Here is a 17332-nt window from a genome sequence, read left to right on the forward strand (position 1 = left end):
CGCTACCGGGCCTGGAGCTGCCAGTCCTGGTCGATGTGCGCGACCGGGAGCCGGAACGTGAAGGTGGAGCCCTGCCCCTCGGCACTGCGGCAGGTGATGGTCCCCCCGTGCCGCTCCACGATCGCCTTCGAGATGGCGAGCCCGAGCCCCACCCCCGGGATGGCGGCGTTGCGGGCCGCGGAGGTCCGGAAGAACTTCGAGAACACACCCTTCAGCTCCTCCGGCGACATACCGGTGCCCTCGTCCGTGACGCTGCACTCCACCTCGCCGTCGACCTCCGCGGCGCGGACCGTCACGCGCCCCCCTGCGGGTGAGTACTTGATGGCGTTCGAGAGCAGGTTGTCGAGCACCTGGCCGATCCCCGATGAGTCGCACAGTGCCACGAGGCCCGGAGCCGTCAGGTCGTCGAAACGCACCAGCGGGTTGCTGTTGCGCTCCTGCGCCGTGGCCACCCGCCGGCCCACGAGGTCGGAGAAGTCGGTGGGCACCGGCGCGATCTCCGGCGGACCCTTCGCCGTGGTCAGCAGGTCCACCACCAGTTTGTGCAGGCGCTCGGAATTGCGCGAGACGACCTCCAGCCCGGAGGCCACGTCCGGGTCGAGGTCCGGCGTGGTGGTCAGCAGCTCCAGGTAGCCGCGGATCGCGGTGAGCGGGGTCCGCAGCTCGTGGGACACCGTCGCCATGAAATCGTCCTTGGCGTTGAGGGCGGCGACGAGCTCGGTGACGTCGCTGAAGGTCACCACGGACCCCTCACGCGTGCCCGCCTGGTTGGTCATCAGGCGCGACGACGTCGAGAGGACACGCTGTCCAGGCTGTTCCCCCCACCACAGCAGGTAGTCGGAGAACACCTGCCCCTCCGCGGCTCGCCGGGTGGGGCGCCGGACCGCGGGCATGACCGTCTCCCCGTCCTGCAGGTAGATGTGGAGGTCCTCCTCGGCCGTGTCCCCGGACCCGCCTGCGAGGGCCCGGAACGCCTCGAGCTTCCGATTGGCGAGGACCGGCCGGCCCGTCTCGTCCACGGCGATCAGGCCGACGTCGAGGCTGTTGACCACGGTGTCCAGGAGGCGTTCGCGGCGCGCGCTGTCCTCGAGGAGCACCTGCAGGGCGCGGTCCTTCTCCTCGACCACCTCCTGCTGGGCCATCATGCTCGCCGTCATCACGCGGATGGTCACGCCGATCGCGAGCATGATGAAGGGCAGCAGGATGGACTGCGTGAGCGACGAGGAATTGACCTCGGCATCGGTGACGAACACGGGTGCCCAGACCACGCCGAGCGCTCCCAGGAACCCGGCCGCGAGGGCAACCCGGGGGAAGAGGCCGGAGGCGGCCAGCCAGATCACGGGGAACACGGTGAGGAGCCCCACGCCCGTGATGACGGTCCCGGCGCCGTAGCGCATGAGCCCGATGGGGATGAAGTCCAGCAACGGGATGACGAGGAAGCTCGCATGCGGGAGGCGGTCCCAGGGAACGAGCACGCACACGGCCAGCAGGACGGCCTGCAGGGCCACGCCGATGAGGAAGGAGCGGCTCTCGAACAGGTCGGGGTGGAACAGTGCGCCGCCCGCGAGGATCAGCACCACCGTCAGGGAGAGCGGCAGCTGGGACAGGATGACGCGCGCCCGGAGGGACAGCTCGTGGAACTGTCGCGTGTTGAGCGTCAGGTATGAGAGCACCTTGTCCATCTGCCGCTGTTTCCCTGTCCGTCGTCGAGTTGCTCCGCCCTACCTGACGGGCTGCGAGCCCCGGCCCCCCAGCCACAGGATAACGCGGCAGCCCCTTGTTTTCGGGGGGAAGCAGCACCCCGCCCCTCAAGATCGCATCAAGTTCAGCGCAACGGACCGGTGAGTCCGGCCGCCGGCCGCCATGGGTCCGGAGCATGCTGCCGAGTAGCGTTTAATGAGCATCATGACTGTCGCCCCACAGGTTCGCCGTGCACTGGTTGTCGAGGACGACGGCGACATCCGGGGATTGCTCGTCCAGGTCCTGAAGCGGGAGGGCTTCCAGGTGAGTGAGGCGTCGACTGCGCGCGAAGGTCTGGAGAAGGCCCGGGCCGGTACCGACCTCATCACGCTCGACCTCAACCTCCCGGACGGCGACGGAGTGGATCTGTGCCGGGAGGTGCGCACCTTCTCCGATGCATACATCCTCATGATCACGGCGCGCACCGATGAGATCGAGCGCCTCACGGGCCTCGAGACCGGTGCGGACGACTACATCTCCAAGCCCTTCAGCCCGCGCGAGCTCGTGGCTCGCGTGAACACGCTGTTCCGTCGCCAGAGCCGGCAGGCCGCGGTGGACATCGCCAACGCGGATGATCGGCTGCGGGCCGCGGAGGTGCAGCAGAATCTGCTTCCCCGCGACAAGCTCACACTCCGCGACTACGTGCTCGCGGGGAGGTTCCGGCCATCGAGGAGCGTCGGTGGGGACTTCTACGACTGGTACAGCACACCGGAGGGGTTGCACCTGACGGTCGCCGACGCCATGGGCAAGGGCATGGGCGCAGCACTGATCGCGGCGACGGTGCGGGCGACCCTCCGGTCCGTCGCGAGGCAGCCGGGCATCGAGACCGCGTTCGCCACGGCGGCTCGCGCGACGGAAGCCGATCTCGAGCAGACGAACTCCTTCGTCACGCTCTTCCACGGGCGCCTCGATGCGGCGACCGGTGTCGTCGACTACGTCGATGCCGGCCACGGACTCGCGCTGCACGTCGCAGCGGACGGTAGTGCGACACGGCTGCCCTCGGCCGGGCCGCCGGTCGGAGCATGGCCTGACCAGAAGTGGCGCGCAGGGGTGGTCCGTCTCGGACCCGGGGACCAGTTGGCCATCGTCAGCGACGGCCTCCTGGACATCTACGAGACGGTCGAGCAGTTCACGGAGGCGGTGGCGGATGTGGTGACGGCGGCTGCCAGCGCCGAGGCCGCCTGCGCAGCCCTGCTGGACCGGGCCGATGTCCCGGAGGTCGCCGACGACGTCACCGTCGTCATCCTGAGGCGTTCCGCGGACTGACCAGCATGCACCGGGCGGCTGAGTGCCATGATAAGTGAGATCGGCGCCGAACCGATCGACCCGCTCCCCGACCTCGATCCGCCGTCGGGGCCGGCCCTCCCGGACGACGGGACGCCGCAGGACGACGAGTCGGGCCGGGGACTCGCCATGATCCGTGCACTCGTCACCACCGTCACGGTCGAACGCCAGGACGACACCAATGTATGGGTCCTGTCCCGGGACTCCGGCGCAGCCTGACCGCCACCCGGCTGCCCGGCTCCTGGGACGTGCTTCGGGCGGCGCCGCCGGCGCCTAGGGCAGCGCCGGTCGCCCGAGGAACGCGGCGATATCGGCGTAGACCTCCCGGGACTCCGGGAGGCGGGGGAACGCCGGGAAGACGTGGAAGCCGCCCGGGTAGACCCTCAGGGTGACGTCCGCCCCCGCCGCCACCGCGCGGTCGCGGAACACCGTGGCGTCGGCCATGCACACGTCGCGCGTCCCCTGGTAGATCCGCGTGGCCGGGACCGCGGCGAGCAGGTCCGCGGGCGCGCAGGCCGGGCTCACGAGCGGCGTCCTGGGGTCGTCACCGCCGGACCACCAGAGCCCGGCCCGCACCCCGCCGGGCACGGAGAGCATGGGATCCACGGCGTCGTACCGCGGGATCTCGGGGTTGGTGCCCGTGACGTCGAGCCAGGGCGAGAAGGCGACGACGCGGCCGGGTGCGGGCAGCCCGGCGTCACGGAAGGCCCAGGTCTGGGCGACGGCGAGTGCCCCGCCCGCGGAATCCCCCATCAACGTGACGTCCTGCGGCTCGGCCGTGGCGAGGACGTCCCGGTAGACCGAGACCAGGTACGGGAACGCCTCACGGTAGGTGCTCTCGGGTGCCAGGCGGTAGAGGGGCACCGTCACGGCCGCGCCGGTGCGCTTGGTGAGCTCCGCGATGATCCACCAGTGCGGGCGGGCCAGTTCGTTGATGTAGATGCCGCCGTGCGTGTAGATGATGTGCGAGCGCGTGGCACCGAGCAGGGGCCGGACGGTGATGGTGCGGACGCCGTCGATCCGCTTCTCCTGGATGGTGTGCGTCTGCTTGAACGTCCAGGGGATCGCGGCCACCGAGGGGTACGTGCGGTCCGGGTATCTGGCGTTCACCCAGTCGGTGCCGCTGAGGTGCTTCTTGGTCGGCAGGAGGCCGATCAGGCGTGAGGCCACGCGCATCGCCCGCGAGCCGTCCTGCGCGCTCGGTCCCACCGTCTCCGTGCCTGCTGCGTGTCCGCTCGTCATGGGGCCAGCCTAGTGCCGGGCGTCGCGTCGCCGCCCGGTCGTGCGGCGTCGGCACGGGGTCCGGGCAGCCTCTGTCATGCTGGTCGGGGCCCCGATGCCCGGACGCGGCCGCGCGCCGGCTCGCGGCACAACCGCCCGCCGAAGGAAGAGATGGATACCGCTTCGCACGTCGCCCTCGCCGCCGATCTCCTCGGCGTCTTCTTCTTCGCCGTCTCCGGCTCGCTCCTGGCGGCTCGCAAGGGCTTCGACATCGTCGGGTCGCTCCTCCTCGCCTCCCTCGCCTCGCTCGGGGGTGGTGTGGCCCGCGACCTCATCATCGACGTGCCGCCGGCCGCGTTCACCGATCCGGCGTACCTGCTGCCCCCGCTGCTGGCCACCATCCTGGTCTACTTCGTCTTCTCCGGCGTTGAGCGGGTCAAGCGCGTGCTGGTCGTCTTCGACGCCGCCGGACTGGCCCTGTTCTGCATCACCGGCACCATCAAGGCGCTCGAGGTCGGCCTCAACCCGGTGTCCGCCGTCCTGCTGGGTGTCACCACCGCCGTGGGCGGCGGCCTGCTGCGCGATGTCGTCGCGAACGAGATACCGCAGCTCTTCGACCCACGCGACATCTACGCCCTCCCCGCGATGCTCGGTGCCGTCATCGTCACCGTCCTGTACCTGACGGACTCCTTCACGCTCGTCACCGGCACGATCGCCGCGTCGCTCGTGTTCTCCTTCCGGGTGCTCGCCTGGCAGTACGGATGGCATGCGCCGCTCGCAGCACGGAGTCCGGCGACGCAGAAGTAGCCCGTGTGCCGAGGGCGTCGGGCTAGGATGGGAGGACCCCCCACCACCACTCCTGGAGTACCCGTGACCGAGCTGTTTTCCGATAGATTCCGCGCCCTGGTGCCCCAATACTTCGAGGACGAGTGGGCCGAGGAGGACGGATTGTCCGAGGAGGAACTCGCCGACCTCCTCGAGGGCAAGGACTTCGAGCTCCCGCTGGCTCTCCACGAGTTCTACCGGGCCGTCGGCGCCACCGAGGACATCATGGAGGCGTTCCACTTCTTCTGGGACCCCGACGAGCTCGAGATCGAGGACGGCTTCCTGCTGTTCCTCGAGGACGAGGACGAGCAGTTCACGTGGGGCATGAGGGCCGACCAGCTGGACGTCCCCGATCCGATCGTGTGGCGGCGCAACAACGCCCGCGGGGAATGGCAGAGCGAGGAGGGCACCTTCACCGAGTACGTGCTCGACCTGTTCGAGTGGGTGTTCGAGGAGGACGAGGAGAACTGATGGAGTTCGCCCACCACGCGCCCGCGGGCTACCGGTGCCCCTTCTGCGACCTCGCGCGCGGGGACTTCAGCAACGCCAGGAATTTGTGCCGCCCGGGCGACGTCATCCACTCGGACGACCTGGTACTGGCCTTCATCGCCTCCCACGGCTTCGAGCCCAACCCCGGCCACGTGCTCGTCACACCGCGGGAGCACTTCGAGCTGCTGTACGAACTGCCCGACGACGTCGCGGCCCGCATCATGACCCTCACCCGCGACATCGCGATCGCGATCAAGCTCGCCTGGGCCCCGGACGGCATCTCGACGCGGCAGCACAACGAGCCCGCCGGCAGCCAGCACGTCTGGCACTACCACCAGCACGTGCTGCCCCGCTGGCACGACGACGGCTTCTATTTCACGCCGAAGCGGCCCATCGTGGATCCCGCGGTCCGGGCGCGGAAGGCCGACGAGCTAAGGGCGTTCCTCCCCCGGTAGGCCCACCCGGCACCGTCGTTCCTGGTTCTCGACGACTCGGCCGCGCCACGCCCCGGGACGCTCCGGGCACAGGGGCGGTACGCCGGGAAGCCGGTACGACGGCGGGCGGGGCTAGACGTCCCTGCTGACCACGGCCTGCGCGAAGCTCTCCAGCGCCTGCTTCACCACGCTGTCGGGCAGCGGCGCGAGGGCGGCGACGGCGGCGTCCGCCCACTGCTGCGCCACGGCCCAGGCCTCCTGCGTCTGCGGGTGCGAGCGCACCGCGGCCACCGCCTCCGCGAGGGCCTCGTCACTGGAGAGGTCGCCGTCCACGAGCGCGACGACGTCGGCCGCGGACCGGTCCCCGGCCGCGGCGGCGCGGCGCAGCAGGATGACCGGCAGGGTGGGGACGCCCTCGCGGAGGTCGGTGCCGGGAGCCTTGCCCGACTTCACCTTCAGGCCCGTGACGTCGATGACGTCGTCGGCGAGCTGGAACGCGACGCCGACCTTCTCGCCGTAGGACACCATGACGTCCACGACCTCCCGCGGAGCGTCCGCGAAGATCGCGCCGAGCTGACCCGAGGCCGCCACGAGCGAGCCGGTCTTGTCGGCGATCACGGACAGGTAGTGCTCGAGGTCGTCCTGGCCCTCGCGCGGCCCGACGGTCTCGTGCAGCTGGCCGAGGCACAGCCGCTCGAAGGTGCGGGCCTGGATGCCGAGGGCCTCGCCGCCGAGCTCCGACACGAGGATCGAGGCCCGGGCGAAGATGAGGTCGCCGGTGAGGATGGCCACGGAGTTGCCCCACACCTCGTGCGCGGTCGGGGCACCGCGGCGGTAGGGCGCGGAGTCCATGACGTCGTCGTGGTACAGCGTGGCGAGGTGCGTCAGCTCGACGACGACGGCGGCCTGGACCACCTTGGCGCCGGCCGGGTTCCCGAGGTGGGAGGCGAGGATCGTCAGGAGGGGCCGGATGCGCTTGCCGCCGGCCTCGACGAGATGCCGGCTCGTGGCGTCGGCGAGGGGATCGGAGTTGCTGATGGCCCCGCGGAGCTGCTTCTCCACCTCGGCGAGGCAGGACGAGACGGACGGGCCCAGCTCCGGGTCCTCGGCGATGAGGGCGAAGCCGGGAGGCAGACGCAGCGCGTCGGCGTCGTCCGGGATGTCCGCCGTGTCCAGCGCGCTGCCATGGCCCACGCTGGTCCACCCGGGATTGAAGGAGTGTGTCACCGTCTAAGCCTAACGAAGTGGGGCGGCGCTTTGCGCACGCAGATAGGCCGCCAGCGACGGCTGGTTGGACGTGGGCGGCACGAGGGACTCGAGCAGATGGATGACGCGGTCCTCGAAGCCCCGGCCGCCGGTGTCCGTCAGGTTGGCGAGCATGCGGACCACGAAGCGCATGAGCACCGGGACCGGCATCCCCGTGCGCAGCGCCAGCGACATGACCGCGGGCTTGCCGATCAGCTGGGCGAACACGCGCCCGAGCGTGAAATGGCTCCCCCACTGCCCGCGCACGTACGGGGCGTAGCCGGACAGGACCTGGTCCCGGCCGAGCTGCGAGCCCACGCCCTGCGCCCGCTCGATGAACTCGGCCGCGTAGCGGGCGGACTCCATGGCGTAGGAGATCCCCTCGCCGTTGAACGGGGACACCATGCCGCCGGCGTCGCCGAGCAGCAGCAGGCCGGGGCTGTAGTGCGGCGTGCGGTTGAAGCCCATGGGCAGCGCCGCGCCCCGGATCTCGCCCACCATGTTCTCGGGCGTGAAGCCCCACTCGGCGGGCATGCCCGCCGTCCAGTCGCGCAGGACCTGCTTGTAGTCCAGCTTGCCGAACTCCGCCGACGAGTTGAGGATTCCCAGCCCCACATTGGACGTGCCGTCGCCCACGCCGAAGACCCAGCCGTAGCCGGGCAGCGGCCTGCCGGTGGCGTCGGGCAGCTCCAGCCAGCCCTCCATCCAGTCGTCGTCCGTGCGCGGGCTCGTGAAGTACGTGCGGACGGCGACGCCGAGGGGCCGGTCGTCGCGCTTCTGCATCCCGAGGCTGACGGCGGTGCGTGTGGAGTTGCCGTCGGCGGCGAGCACGACGTCGGCCGTGAACGTGCGCGTCTCGCCCGTCCTGCGGCCGTCGGCGTCGAGCAGGTTCGCCGTCACCCCGGTGACCCGGCCTGCGTCGTCGCGCAGCGCGGTGGTCACGGAATGGCCCTCGAGGATCGTGGCGCCGGCGGCGCGGGCGTGCTGCGCGAGGGCGTCGTCGAAACCGAGGCGGGTACGGACGAGCCCGTAGTCGGGGAAGTCGCTCAGCTCGGGCCACGGCACCTCCACGGTGCGCCGGCCGGCGATGAGGCGGAGGCCCCTGGTGCGGCGCCACCCCTCGCTCTCGTCGTGCGGCAGGCCGAGCAGCTGCAGCTCGCGGGTGGCACGGGGCGTCAGGCCGTCGCCGCACACCTTCTCGCGGGGGAACCAGGTCTTCTCGAGGACCGTGACCTCGATGCCCGCGCTCGCGAGGTAGTACGCCGCTGTGGATCCCGCCGGGCCCGCACCGACGATCAGGACGGTCATCTACGCGGCCGCAGACGTACGGCGCAGGCGGACCTGGCCGGGCAGCAACGGCTCCTCGCCCGGTGCGGCCGGCGCCTTGGTGGCGCGGTGCACGGCGACGATTCCTCCGTTGAGGTTCCGGTACTCGACGTCGTTCCAGCCGCTCTCGCCCAGCCACGCAGCGAGCTCGTCCTGGTTCGGCCAGGCACGGATGGACTCGGCCAGGTAGACGTAGGCGTCGGGGTTGGAGCTGACCTTCCGGGCGATCGCCGGCAGGGCGCGCATCAGGTACTCGGTGTAGGTGGTGCGCCACAGCGCCACCGTGGGCTGCGAGAACTCGGCGATGACGAGGCGGCCGCCCGGCCGCGTGACGCGCAGCATCTCGGCGAGCGCCTTCTTCGGCTCGTTGACGTTGCGGAGGCCGAAGGAGATGGTCGAGGCGTCGAAGGAGTTGTCCGCGAACGGCAGGTCCGTCGCGTCGCCGGCCACGAAGGAGATGTCCGGGCGCCTGCGCTTGCCCACCTTCAGCATGCCGAGGGAGAAGTCGCACGCGACGACGTCGATCCCCGCGTCAGCGTAGGGCTCGCTCGAGGTGCCGGTGCCAGCGGCGAGATCCAGCACGCGCTGACCGGGCTCGGCACCGACGGCGTCGACGACGATCCGGCGCCAGCGGCGCGTCTGCCCCATCGACAGGACGTCGTTGACGACGTCGTAGCGGGGCGCCACGTCGTCGAACATGGCTGCCACTTCGTCAGGACGCTTCTCCAGCGATGCACGGTTCACCCCGTCATTGTCTCAAACAACGGGGATGCACCTAATCACCCCGGGTTCGGCACGATGCCGCGGAGTACGCTTGAAGCATCATGAGCACACCGTCCCTCACCGCGCTGCCGCCTGCGCCCGGACACTCCCGCGGCCTCCGCAGCATCACGGTGGCGCGTGGCACCATCGATCCCCAGGCGGGCCTCCTCGAGTACGTGGTCCGCAACGACGCCCATACCTGGATCCGCCGCGGCGGCGGGCTGGTCGCCTACGGCGAGACCGCACGCTTCACCGTCACCGGCCCCGACCGTTTCACGCAGGCCCAGGAATGGTGGCGCCGCGAGCTCGCCGGCGCGGAGGTGCAGGACGAGCTCGCCGTTCCCGGCTCCGGCCTGATCGCCTTCGGCTCCTTCGCCTTCTCCAAGACCTCCCTCCACGAGTCGCGCCTGATCGTCCCGGAGGTGGTTGTCGGCTGCAGCGAGGGGATGAGCTGGCTCACCTACATCACGGACGACGCCGAGGCCGAGCTGACCGCCGAGGCGGCCGAGGCCGCCCTCGCCGCCTACCTCATGGAGCCCGACGCCGACCGCTCCCCCGGCCCCGATGACAGCCTCGGCCCGGGCGTGCTCACCGAGGACCAGTACAAGGTGGCCGTCGCCGAGGGCGTCAAGCACGTGCGGGCGGGCGAGCTGAGCAAGCTCGTGCTGGCGCGCGACATCGTGGCGAACCTCGCCACGCCCGTGGCCACCGCGCAGGTGCTGCGCGAGCTCGCCGTGCGGTACGAGGACTGCTGGACGTACGCCGTGGACGGCCTGATCGGCTCGACGCCGGAGATGCTCATCAAGGTGGAGAACAGCACCGCGCGGGCGCGCGTGCTCGCCGGCACCCTGGACCGGGCCAACGCACCCGCGGGCGACCCCGACTACCCCACGCGGGTGCTCGCCGGGTCGGAGAAGCAGCTCCACGAGCACCAGATCGCCATCGACTCGCTCACCGAGACGCTCGAGCCTTTCACGAGCTCCATGACCTCGCACAGCGAGCCCTTCGTCCTGCAGCTGCCCAACGTGTGGCACCTGGCCTCCGACGTCACGGCGCGGCTCGCGGTCGACGACGACGGCCAGGTGCCGACGTCGCTGGCCCTGGTGCAGGCGCTGCACCCCACCGCCGCGGTGTGCGGCACGCCGACCACGGTGGCCGGGGCGCTCATCCGCGAGCTCGAACACCTCCAGCGCGGCCCCTACGCGGGACCCGTGGGCTGGATCGATGCCGGGGGCAACGGCGAGTGGGGCATCGCGCTGCGCGGCGCCGTCGTCGAGACCCCCACCCGGGTACGGCTGTACGCGGGGTGCGGGATCGTCGAGGGCTCCCAGCCCGAGGCCGAGCTGGCGGAGACGTGGAGCAAGTTCCGGCCCATGATCGAGGCCCTCGGCCTGTCCCGCTGAGACGGGCCGCGGCGGTGATCGGGGGGCAACAGCCGTAGCCCGTGATGCACTTCCTGCATTCGTCGTTAGAATCAGCAGGACATTTTTTACCTGCATCCCGTCTGCCCTAGTGAGGAACCCATGCTTTCCAAGAAACCCGCAATGCTGGCCGCCCTGGCCGCCGGCGCCCTTGCCCTGAGCGCGTGTGGTGGAGGCTCCGACGACGCCGGCTCCGCTGAGGCGAGCGGCCTGGACCTCGTGTCCGAGGGCACCCTGACCGTCTGCTCGGACATCCCCTACCCGCCCTTCGAGTACGAGGAGAACGGCGAGTACACCGGGTTCGACATGGATCTCATGAAGGAGATCGCCTCCGGCATGGGCCTCGAGCTCGCCGTCCAGGATGTAGGCTTCGACGGCCTGCAGAGCGGCGCCGTCCTCGGTGCCCGCCAGTGCGACATCGGCGCCAGCGCCGTCACCATCACCGAGGAACGCCAGGCCAACCTCGCGTTCTCGGACCCGTACTACGACTCGCTCCAGTCGATCCTCGTGCCGACCGATTCCGACATCGCCTCGATCGACGACCTCGCCGGCAAGCAGGTGGGCGTCCAGCAGGGCACCACCGGCGCAACCTATGCGGCGGAGAAGGCCCCCGAGGCCGAACTGGTCCAGTTCCCCTCCGACGCCGAGATGTACGCCGCCATCCAGGCCGGCAACGTCGACGCCCTGCTGCAGGACCTGCCGGTGAACCTCGGCCACACCGAGGACGGCGCCTTCACGATCGCCGAGGAACTCCCCACCGACGAGCAGTACGGGTTCATCATGTCCAAGGAGGGCAGCGAGGAGCTCGTCGCCGCCGTCAACGAGCAGCTCACCGCGCTGCGCGACAACGGCAAGTACCAGGAAATCTACGACTCCTACTTCGCGGAGTAACACGCCCCCTACCCGTGCGGCGCCGGCAGTCCTCGACGCCGGTGCCGCACGGGTGCAACCTCCCGAAGGAAGGTAGTCCCTCCGCGTGAAACGATCGACACGCAGACGCCTCATCCAGGGCGTCCTCTACGCGGTGTTCGCTGCCGTCGTCCTGTTCGTCATCCTGTCCGCCGACTGGGGCACCATCCAGCCCTACTTCTTCAATCCGGACATCGCCGCCGCCGTGTTCCCCGAGATCCTCACGATCGCGGCGAGGAACACGGTCATCTACACGGCCATCGCGTTCGTCGGCGGCCTCCTGCTGGGCCTCCTGCTCGCCCTCATGAAACTCTCCCCGGTCCTGCCGTACCGATGGCTCGCCACCGGCTACATCGAGCTCTTCCGGGGGCTTCCCGCCCTGCTGGTCATCTTCGGCTTCGCCTACGCCATCCCCATCGCGTTCCAGTGGCGCCCGCCCGGCGGCAACGCGGGCGCGGGCCTGATCGCCCTGATCATCGTCTCCGCCGCCTACATCGCGGAGACCATCCGCGCGGGTATCGAAGCGGTGCCCAAGGGTCAGGTGGAGGCTGCACGGTCCCTGGGCATGAACTCCGCGTGGACCATGGTGACCGTCGTCCTGCCCCAGGCCTTCCGGATCATCACCCCGCCGCTGACCAACGAGCTCGTGATCCTCATCAAGGACACCTCCCTCCTGTTCATCGCGGGCATGGCCATCGGCGACCGCGAGCTGACGACCTTCGCCCGCGACGCGCTCACCAACCAGGCCAATGCGACGCCGCTCGTCGTCGCCGCGCTGCTGTACCTGGTCATCACGCTGCCGCTGACCCAGCTCGTCGCGAAGCTCGAACGACACAACAAGAGAGGCCGGTGATCCCTGTGGCCCATCCGGCAACAGGCGCTGCGGCAGTCCCCGCGATCGAGATCCGGGCGCTGCACAAGTCCTTCGGCAGCAACGAGGTGCTCAAGGGCATCGACTTCCACGTGGACCAGGGCGAGGTGGTGTGCGTGATCGGCCCGTCCGGTTCGGGCAAGTCCACCCTGCTGCGCTGCGTGAACCGGCTCGAGGAGCCCACCAGCGGCACCGTCATGGTGGAGGGCGTGGACATCACGGACGGTGAGACCGATCTCGACGGCGTCCGGACGCGCATCGGGATGGTCTTCCAGCAGTTCAACCTCTTCCCCCACCTGACCGTGCTGAGGAACCTCACCCTCGCACAGCAGCGCGCCAAGAAGCGGGGCAGGGCCGAGGCCACCACGATCGCGCAGCGGAACCTCGAGAAGGTGGGACTGGCGGAGAAGGCCGACGCCTTCCCCGCCCAGCTCTCCGGCGGCCAGCAGCAGCGCGTCGCCATCGCCCGCGCACTGTCCATGGACCCGGACATGATGCTCTTCGACGAGCCCACCAGCGCCCTGGATCCCGAGCTCGTGGGCGACGTGCTCGAGGTCATGAAGCAGCTGGCCCGCGAGGGCATGACGATGATGGTCGTCACCCACGAGATGGGCTTCGCCCGCGAGGTCGGCGACCGCGTGGTCTTCATGGACGGCGGCGTGGTGGTGGAGCAGGGCAGGCCCGAGGACGTCCTCGGCGACCCGCAGCACGAGCGCACCAGGCTCTTCCTCTCGAAGGTGCTCTGAGGCCCTACCGGGTGAGCGTGTCCGCCACCGCCCGGCGGATGCGTGCATGCAGGTCGCGGAGCGTGCTGCGCTCGGCGCGCACCTCGACGATGGAGCGGCCCGTGATGGGCCGCTCCATCGCCGTATCCAGCTCCTCGAGCGTCGTCACCCGCTGGAAGGGCACGCCGTGCGCCCCTGCCAGCGCCGCCAGATCGACGGAGTGCGGGGTGCCGAAGAGGCGTTCGACGACGGCGCCGTAGCGCGCCGTCGTCGTCTCCGCCCCGTGCTCCAGGAGACCGAAGATCCCGCCGCCGGCGTCGTTGAGGACCACGATCTGCAGGTCCGGCTGCGCCTCGCCGCTGCCGAGGAGCAGGCCGCCGGCGTCGTGCAGGAACGTCACGTCGCCCAGGAGGGCGCGGGTCGGGATGCCCGCGGCGAGAGCCACCCCCGTGGCCGTCGAGACGGTGCCGTCGATCCCGGCGAGCCCGCGGTTGGCGAAGACCTCCAGCGGATGCCAGTCGGCGGCGGCTACGAGGTCCACGTCGCGGATGGGATTGGAGGAGCCGAGCACCAGGTTGCCGTCGGTGTGCTCCCAGACGGCGTCTGCCACGTGCAGCCCGGTGATGCCGTCCTCGCCGGCGAGGAGGGACTGGATGGCGGCCTCGGCGGCGGCGCCGGCCTCCCGCCAGGACAGCAGCCAGCCGTCCCCGCCGCGGCCCGCGAACGCCAGCAGCTCGGGCAGGGTGTCGATGATGCGCTCGGTGCGCCGGCCCTCCTCGAACCAGGCCACGGGCTCGGGCAGGTACAGGGCGTGCTCGACGTCGGGCCGGGCCAGCAGCGCGGTGACGGGACGGGACAGCGTGGGGCGGCCGAACACCACCACGCGCGTGACGGCGGGCCCGAGGTGCTCGAGCAGCAGCCGGTAGGGCGCGATGGCGCTGCTGCCGAAGCGGGCGTTCGACGACGGCTCGGCGAGCAGCGGGAGGTCGAGATGGGCGGCGAAGACGGCCGCGAGTTCCCCCGCCCCGTGTCCGGCGACGACGACGGTCCTGCCCGCCGTGCCTGTGCTGACATCCGTTGCGCCAGTGCTGCTGTCCCCGGCGCCGCCCGCCGTCCCCTCGGCCCCCGCCGCCCCGTCGGCGGCGGACGCACCGTCGGCGGTGGACGCACCGATGGTGCGGAGGCGTCCGTCCCCCGCGGCGCCGTGGCGTCCTCCCCCGTGCATCTGCGCCCCGGCTGCGTCGGGGCCTGCGCCGTCGGGCACCAGCGGGTCCCGGAAGGCGAGGTTGAGGTGCACCGGTCCGGCTGCATGCGAGGGCATGCCCTGCTCGGGCCCCCCGACGGCGGCGCGCAGTGCCGCCGCGACGGGCAACGCGGGGTCCTCACCGGCCGCGACGTCGATGCCGGCACGGACGTGCACACCGAACAGGCCCGACTGCACCGTGGTTTGGTTGGCCCCGGTCCCCCGGAGCTCGGCGGGCCGGTCCGCGGACACGACGACCAGCGGCACCGCCGCGTGGTTCGCCTCCATGACGGCCGGCAGGAGTTCGCCCACCGCGGTCCCCGACGTCGTCACGACGGCGGCCGGGCGCTGCCCGCCGAGCGCCAGACCGAGGGCGGTGAAGGCACCGGCGCGCTCGTCGATGCGCACGTGCAGCCGCACCAGGCCGGCCGCCTCGGCGTCGGCCAGCGCGTATGCGAGGGGCGCGCTGCGGGATCCGGGCGCGACGACGACGTCGGTGACGCCCCCGTCCACGAGGGCGCGGACGGCGCGTGCGGCCGAGGTGGCGGAATCGACGGGCACGGACGGGGTGGCTGCTGGTTCTGTCACGTATCCATCCTTCCACCCGGACACGGATGCACCCCCGGCCGGAGACGGGGGTGCATCAGGTGGGGCCCCGTGCCTCCGCCGTCCGCGCCGTACGGACCCGGGACGGCGGGCAGGCGGTCCTAGCCGCGGAAGACCTGCACCACGGAGGGGCGCGGGAGGGCGGCCTCGCCCTTGCCGGGAACCGTGCCGGCCGGCACGTAGTCGGGGAAGAGCGAGTTCTGCGCCCCCCACTTCCCGTCCTCGCCGGGGTGCTGCACGGCGACGAAGACGGTGCCGTCCTGGTCGTGGATGACCGGGCCGCAGGTCTCGGCGTCACGCGGGACGGCGAGGAACTGCTCGACGCGGCCGCGCTCCGCGCCCTCGAGCTGCACCTTGAACAGCCCGTCGTTGAACCCGATGGTGCTCGGCTGGCCGTCCGTCGAGATCCAGAGGTTGCCCTCGGAGTCGAAGGCCACATTGTCCGGGCAGGAGATCGGCGAGACCTTGTCCTTCGGGTAGCCGCCGAAGTAGGTGGCGGGGTTGCGGGCCGGATCGCCGCAGACCAGGAGCAGGTTCCAGGTGAAGCGGGTCCCCGTCGCGTTGCCGCCCGCCTCGGTGAGCTCCACGACGTGGCCGTCGCGGTTGGCGGTGCGCGGATTGGCCTCGTCCGCCACGGCTGCGGTGCCGACGCCGCGGTTGGTGTTGTTGGTGCAGGCGACATAGACCTTGCCCGTGGCGGGGTTCGGCTCGACGTCCTCGCAGCGGTCCATCTTCGTGGCACCCATCTTGTCCGCCGCGAGGCGGGTGAAGACGGCGACCTCGGCGGCGCTCATGCCCGCGACCACGGACCTGTTGTCGATGAGCAGCGGCAGCCACTCGCCGACGCCGTCGAAGGCACCGTCCGAGGGGAGCGTGCCGGTGCCGTCGATCTCAGCCACTGAGTTGCCCTGGAAACGCGCCACGTAGAGGGAGCCCTCGCTCAGCAGCGTCATGTTGGCCCTGCGCGCGGCAGGGCTGGTGCCCGGCTGGACCCTGTTCTTCGACACGAACTTGTACAGGTAGTCGAAGCGCTCGTCGTCACCCATGTACGCCACCACGCGGCCGTCGGAGGCGACGGTCACATTGGCGCCCTCGTGCTTGAAGCGTCCCAGCGCCGAGTGCTTCTTCGGGGTGGACGTCGGATCGAAGGGGTCCACCTCCACGATGTACCCGAAGCGGTGCTTCTCGTTCTCGTACCCCGCGTTGCGGGTGTCCCAGCGTGCCTCGTCGATCTCCCAGCCGCGTGCCGTCGGCTTGCTGGTGATGCCGTAGCGCCGGTCGCCGTCGCTGGTGCCGGCTGCCACGAAGTAGCCGTTGAAGTTCTCCTCGCCGGAGAGGATGGTGCCCCACGGCGTGGTGCCGCCGGCGCAGTTGCCCAGGGTACCGAGGATGCTGCGGCCGGCGGGGTCGTCCTTGGTCTTCAGCAGGTCCGATCCGGCGGCGGGGCCGGTGACCTCGTACGGGGTGGTGGTCAGGTAGCGGCGGTTGAGCGGCGCGCCCTGCACGTAGGACCACGGCTTGTTCTTGTTCTTGCGCTCGAGTTCGACGACGGACAGGCCGTGGGCGGCCTTGCCGATGCCCCGCACCTCGGCGGCGGGCAGCGTCGGCGGCACCATGATGTTCTCGTTGGTGTACTCGTGGTTGGCGAACAGCACCGCGCGGCGGCCCTTGCTGCCCTCGATCTCGATGACGTCCGTGTAGTCGCAGTTGTACCCGAACTGCAGGGCCTGCGCCGCTGCGGTCTGGTTGTTCGGATCGAAGGCCGGCGAGGTGCGGAAGAGGGGGTCACCCCAGCGGATGACCGGGTTCCAGTCGTAGCCCTGGGGCACAGTCATGTCGTCCACGAGGGCGTCCACGGGGGCGATCGGGTCGAAAGGCAGGTTGCTCTTCAGGTACCCCTTGCCGGGCGGCGGTGCTGCCACGGCCGTGCCGGCACCCGTCTGGGAGGTGACGAGCAGCGTCAGCGCGCCCGCGGCGCCTGCGCCGAGAGCACTGCGGCGCGAGAACTCACGCGAGACGATGTCGCGGAAGTAGTTGTTGCTCGACGTGTTGCAGACGGCATCGAAGCACGCATTGTCACACTTGAGCGCGCAGGTGACGGCACTGCGCTTCCCCTTCGTGTGGCCGAGCATGGGCAGCAGGCGGCGCGTGGTTTCAGTCATGGGGGTGGTACCTCTCAACAGGATGAACGGCGTTCGCCCCCACCCTGCCGAGAGCACCTGAACAGCCGA

16 protein-coding genes are annotated in these 17332 nt (G+C 70.7%); 9 read left to right on the forward strand and 7 right to left on the reverse strand.

Features of this window, described 5'->3' with window-relative positions; all coding sequences use genetic code 11:
- Positions 1-2: 2 nt before the first annotated feature.
- Positions 3-1682 carry a sensor histidine kinase gene (locus ACX80N_RS01590; RefSeq protein WP_459338023.1) on the reverse strand — a complete coding sequence of 560 codons (1680 nt, stop codon included), beginning with the start codon at positions 1680-1682 and terminating at the stop codon, positions 3-5.
- A gap of 223 nt (positions 1683-1905) precedes the next feature.
- Here ACX80N_RS01590 and ACX80N_RS01595 point away from each other — a divergent pair, with 223 nt between their 5' ends.
- Both ACX80N_RS01595 and ACX80N_RS01600 read left to right on the forward strand, forming a co-directional pair.
- The gene (locus tag ACX80N_RS01595; protein ID WP_459338024.1) at positions 1906-3006 is read left to right on the forward strand and encodes a SpoIIE family protein phosphatase; all 1101 of its coding nucleotides are present in this window, start codon (positions 1906-1908) and stop codon (positions 3004-3006) included.
- Between the two features lie 27 nt (positions 3007-3033).
- Positions 3034-3243 (forward strand): ATP-binding protein, encoded by a 210-nt coding sequence (locus ACX80N_RS01600; RefSeq protein ID WP_459338025.1) that lies wholly within the window; start codon positions 3034-3036, stop codon positions 3241-3243.
- A gap of 54 nt (positions 3244-3297) precedes the next feature.
- Here the strand turns inward: ACX80N_RS01600 and ACX80N_RS01605 are convergent, their stop codons facing one another.
- Positions 3298-4266: an alpha/beta hydrolase gene (locus tag ACX80N_RS01605; RefSeq protein WP_459338026.1), complete on the reverse strand. Its 969-nt coding sequence runs from the start codon at positions 4264-4266 to the stop codon at positions 3298-3300.
- Positions 4267-4416: 150 nt separating this feature from the next.
- Here ACX80N_RS01605 and ACX80N_RS01610 point away from each other — a divergent pair, with 150 nt between their 5' ends.
- The 3 genes from ACX80N_RS01610 (at position 4417) to ACX80N_RS01620 (ending at position 6014) form a co-directional block, all read left to right on the forward strand.
- Positions 4417-5052, forward strand: a complete 636-nt coding sequence (locus tag ACX80N_RS01610; RefSeq protein ID WP_459338027.1) for a trimeric intracellular cation channel family protein — start codon at positions 4417-4419, stop codon at positions 5050-5052.
- 63 nt (positions 5053-5115) lie between these two features.
- Positions 5116-5541, forward strand: coding sequence for a hypothetical protein (locus tag ACX80N_RS01615; RefSeq protein WP_105033059.1), 426 nt, complete (start codon positions 5116-5118; stop codon positions 5539-5541).
- The gene (locus ACX80N_RS01620; protein ID WP_459338028.1) at positions 5541-6014 is read left to right on the forward strand and encodes an HIT family protein; all 474 of its coding nucleotides are present in this window, start codon (positions 5541-5543) and stop codon (positions 6012-6014) included. The genes ACX80N_RS01615 and ACX80N_RS01620 overlap by 1 nt, the downstream gene beginning before the upstream one ends.
- Before the next feature lie 111 nt (positions 6015-6125).
- Here ACX80N_RS01620 and ACX80N_RS01625 read toward each other — a convergent pair whose 3' ends face one another.
- The 3 genes from ACX80N_RS01625 to ACX80N_RS01635 are packed head-to-tail and all read right to left on the reverse strand — an operon-like array spanning position 6126 to position 9308.
- Positions 6126-7220: a polyprenyl synthetase family protein gene (locus ACX80N_RS01625; protein WP_459338029.1), complete on the reverse strand. Its 1095-nt coding sequence runs from the start codon at positions 7218-7220 to the stop codon at positions 6126-6128.
- A 9-nt stretch (positions 7221-7229) separates the two neighbouring features.
- Entirely contained in the window at positions 7230-8546 is a 1317-nt protein-coding gene (locus ACX80N_RS01630; protein WP_105033062.1) for a geranylgeranyl reductase family protein, read from the reverse strand.
- Entirely contained in the window at positions 8547-9308 is a 762-nt protein-coding gene (locus ACX80N_RS01635) for a demethylmenaquinone methyltransferase (RefSeq protein WP_459338030.1), read from the reverse strand.
- A gap of 80 nt (positions 9309-9388) precedes the next feature.
- Here ACX80N_RS01635 and ACX80N_RS01640 point away from each other — a divergent pair, with 80 nt between their 5' ends.
- The 4 genes from ACX80N_RS01640 to ACX80N_RS01655 all read left to right on the forward strand — a co-directional run bounded on the left by ACX80N_RS01640 (position 9389) and on the right by ACX80N_RS01655 (position 13273).
- A complete protein-coding gene (locus tag ACX80N_RS01640; protein WP_459338031.1) occupies positions 9389-10729 on the forward strand; it encodes an isochorismate synthase in 1341 nt (446 codons plus the stop codon).
- A gap of 120 nt (positions 10730-10849) precedes the next feature.
- On the forward strand, positions 10850-11638 hold the full coding sequence (locus ACX80N_RS01645; protein WP_459338032.1) for a transporter substrate-binding domain-containing protein: 789 nt from the start codon (positions 10850-10852) through the stop codon (positions 11636-11638).
- Between the two features lie 85 nt (positions 11639-11723).
- Positions 11724-12509, forward strand: a complete 786-nt coding sequence (locus ACX80N_RS01650; RefSeq protein ID WP_105033066.1) for an amino acid ABC transporter permease — start codon at positions 11724-11726, stop codon at positions 12507-12509.
- Between the two features lie 5 nt (positions 12510-12514).
- Positions 12515-13273, forward strand: coding sequence for an amino acid ABC transporter ATP-binding protein (locus ACX80N_RS01655; protein WP_459338459.1), 759 nt, complete (start codon positions 12515-12517; stop codon positions 13271-13273).
- Between the two features lie 4 nt (positions 13274-13277).
- Here ACX80N_RS01655 and menD read toward each other — a convergent pair whose 3' ends face one another.
- A complete protein-coding gene (menD, locus tag ACX80N_RS01660) occupies positions 13278-15083 on the reverse strand; it encodes a 2-succinyl-5-enolpyruvyl-6-hydroxy-3-cyclohexene-1-carboxylic-acid synthase (RefSeq protein ID WP_459338033.1) in 1806 nt (601 codons plus the stop codon).
- A gap of 119 nt (positions 15084-15202) precedes the next feature.
- Complete coding sequence (locus ACX80N_RS01665; protein WP_459338034.1) at positions 15203-17263, reverse strand: PhoX family protein; 2061 nt, start codon at positions 17261-17263, stop codon at positions 15203-15205.
- Positions 17264-17332: the final 69 nt, after the last annotated feature.

The organism is Arthrobacter sp. MDT2-16, from assembly GCF_054510925.1.

What these genes read in the sequence shown, in the direction of transcription:
- ACX80N_RS01590 (WP_459338023.1), bottom strand. Translation starts at nt 1,682, where the DNA reads ATGGACAAGGTGCTCTCATACCTGACGCTCAACACGCGACAGTTCCAC.
- ACX80N_RS01595 (WP_459338024.1), top strand. Translation starts at nt 1,906, where the DNA reads ATGACTGTCGCCCCACAGGTTCGCCGTGCACTGGTTGTCGAGGACGAC.
- ACX80N_RS01600 (WP_459338025.1), top strand. Translation starts at nt 3,034, where the DNA reads ATGATAAGTGAGATCGGCGCCGAACCGATCGACCCGCTCCCCGACCTC.
- ACX80N_RS01605 (WP_459338026.1), bottom strand. Translation starts at nt 4,266, where the DNA reads ATGACGAGCGGACACGCAGCAGGCACGGAGACGGTGGGACCGAGCGCG.
- ACX80N_RS01610 (WP_459338027.1), top strand. Translation starts at nt 4,417, where the DNA reads ATGGATACCGCTTCGCACGTCGCCCTCGCCGCCGATCTCCTCGGCGTC.
- ACX80N_RS01620 (WP_459338028.1), top strand. Translation starts at nt 5,541, where the DNA reads ATGGAGTTCGCCCACCACGCGCCCGCGGGCTACCGGTGCCCCTTCTGC.
- ACX80N_RS01630 (WP_105033062.1), bottom strand. Translation starts at nt 8,546, where the DNA reads ATGACCGTCCTGATCGTCGGTGCGGGCCCGGCGGGATCCACAGCGGCG.
- ACX80N_RS01640 (WP_459338031.1), top strand. Translation starts at nt 9,389, where the DNA reads ATGAGCACACCGTCCCTCACCGCGCTGCCGCCTGCGCCCGGACACTCC.
- ACX80N_RS01645 (WP_459338032.1), top strand. Translation starts at nt 10,850, where the DNA reads ATGCTTTCCAAGAAACCCGCAATGCTGGCCGCCCTGGCCGCCGGCGCC.
- ACX80N_RS01665 (WP_459338034.1), bottom strand. Translation starts at nt 17,263, where the DNA reads ATGACTGAAACCACGCGCCGCCTGCTGCCCATGCTCGGCCACACGAAG.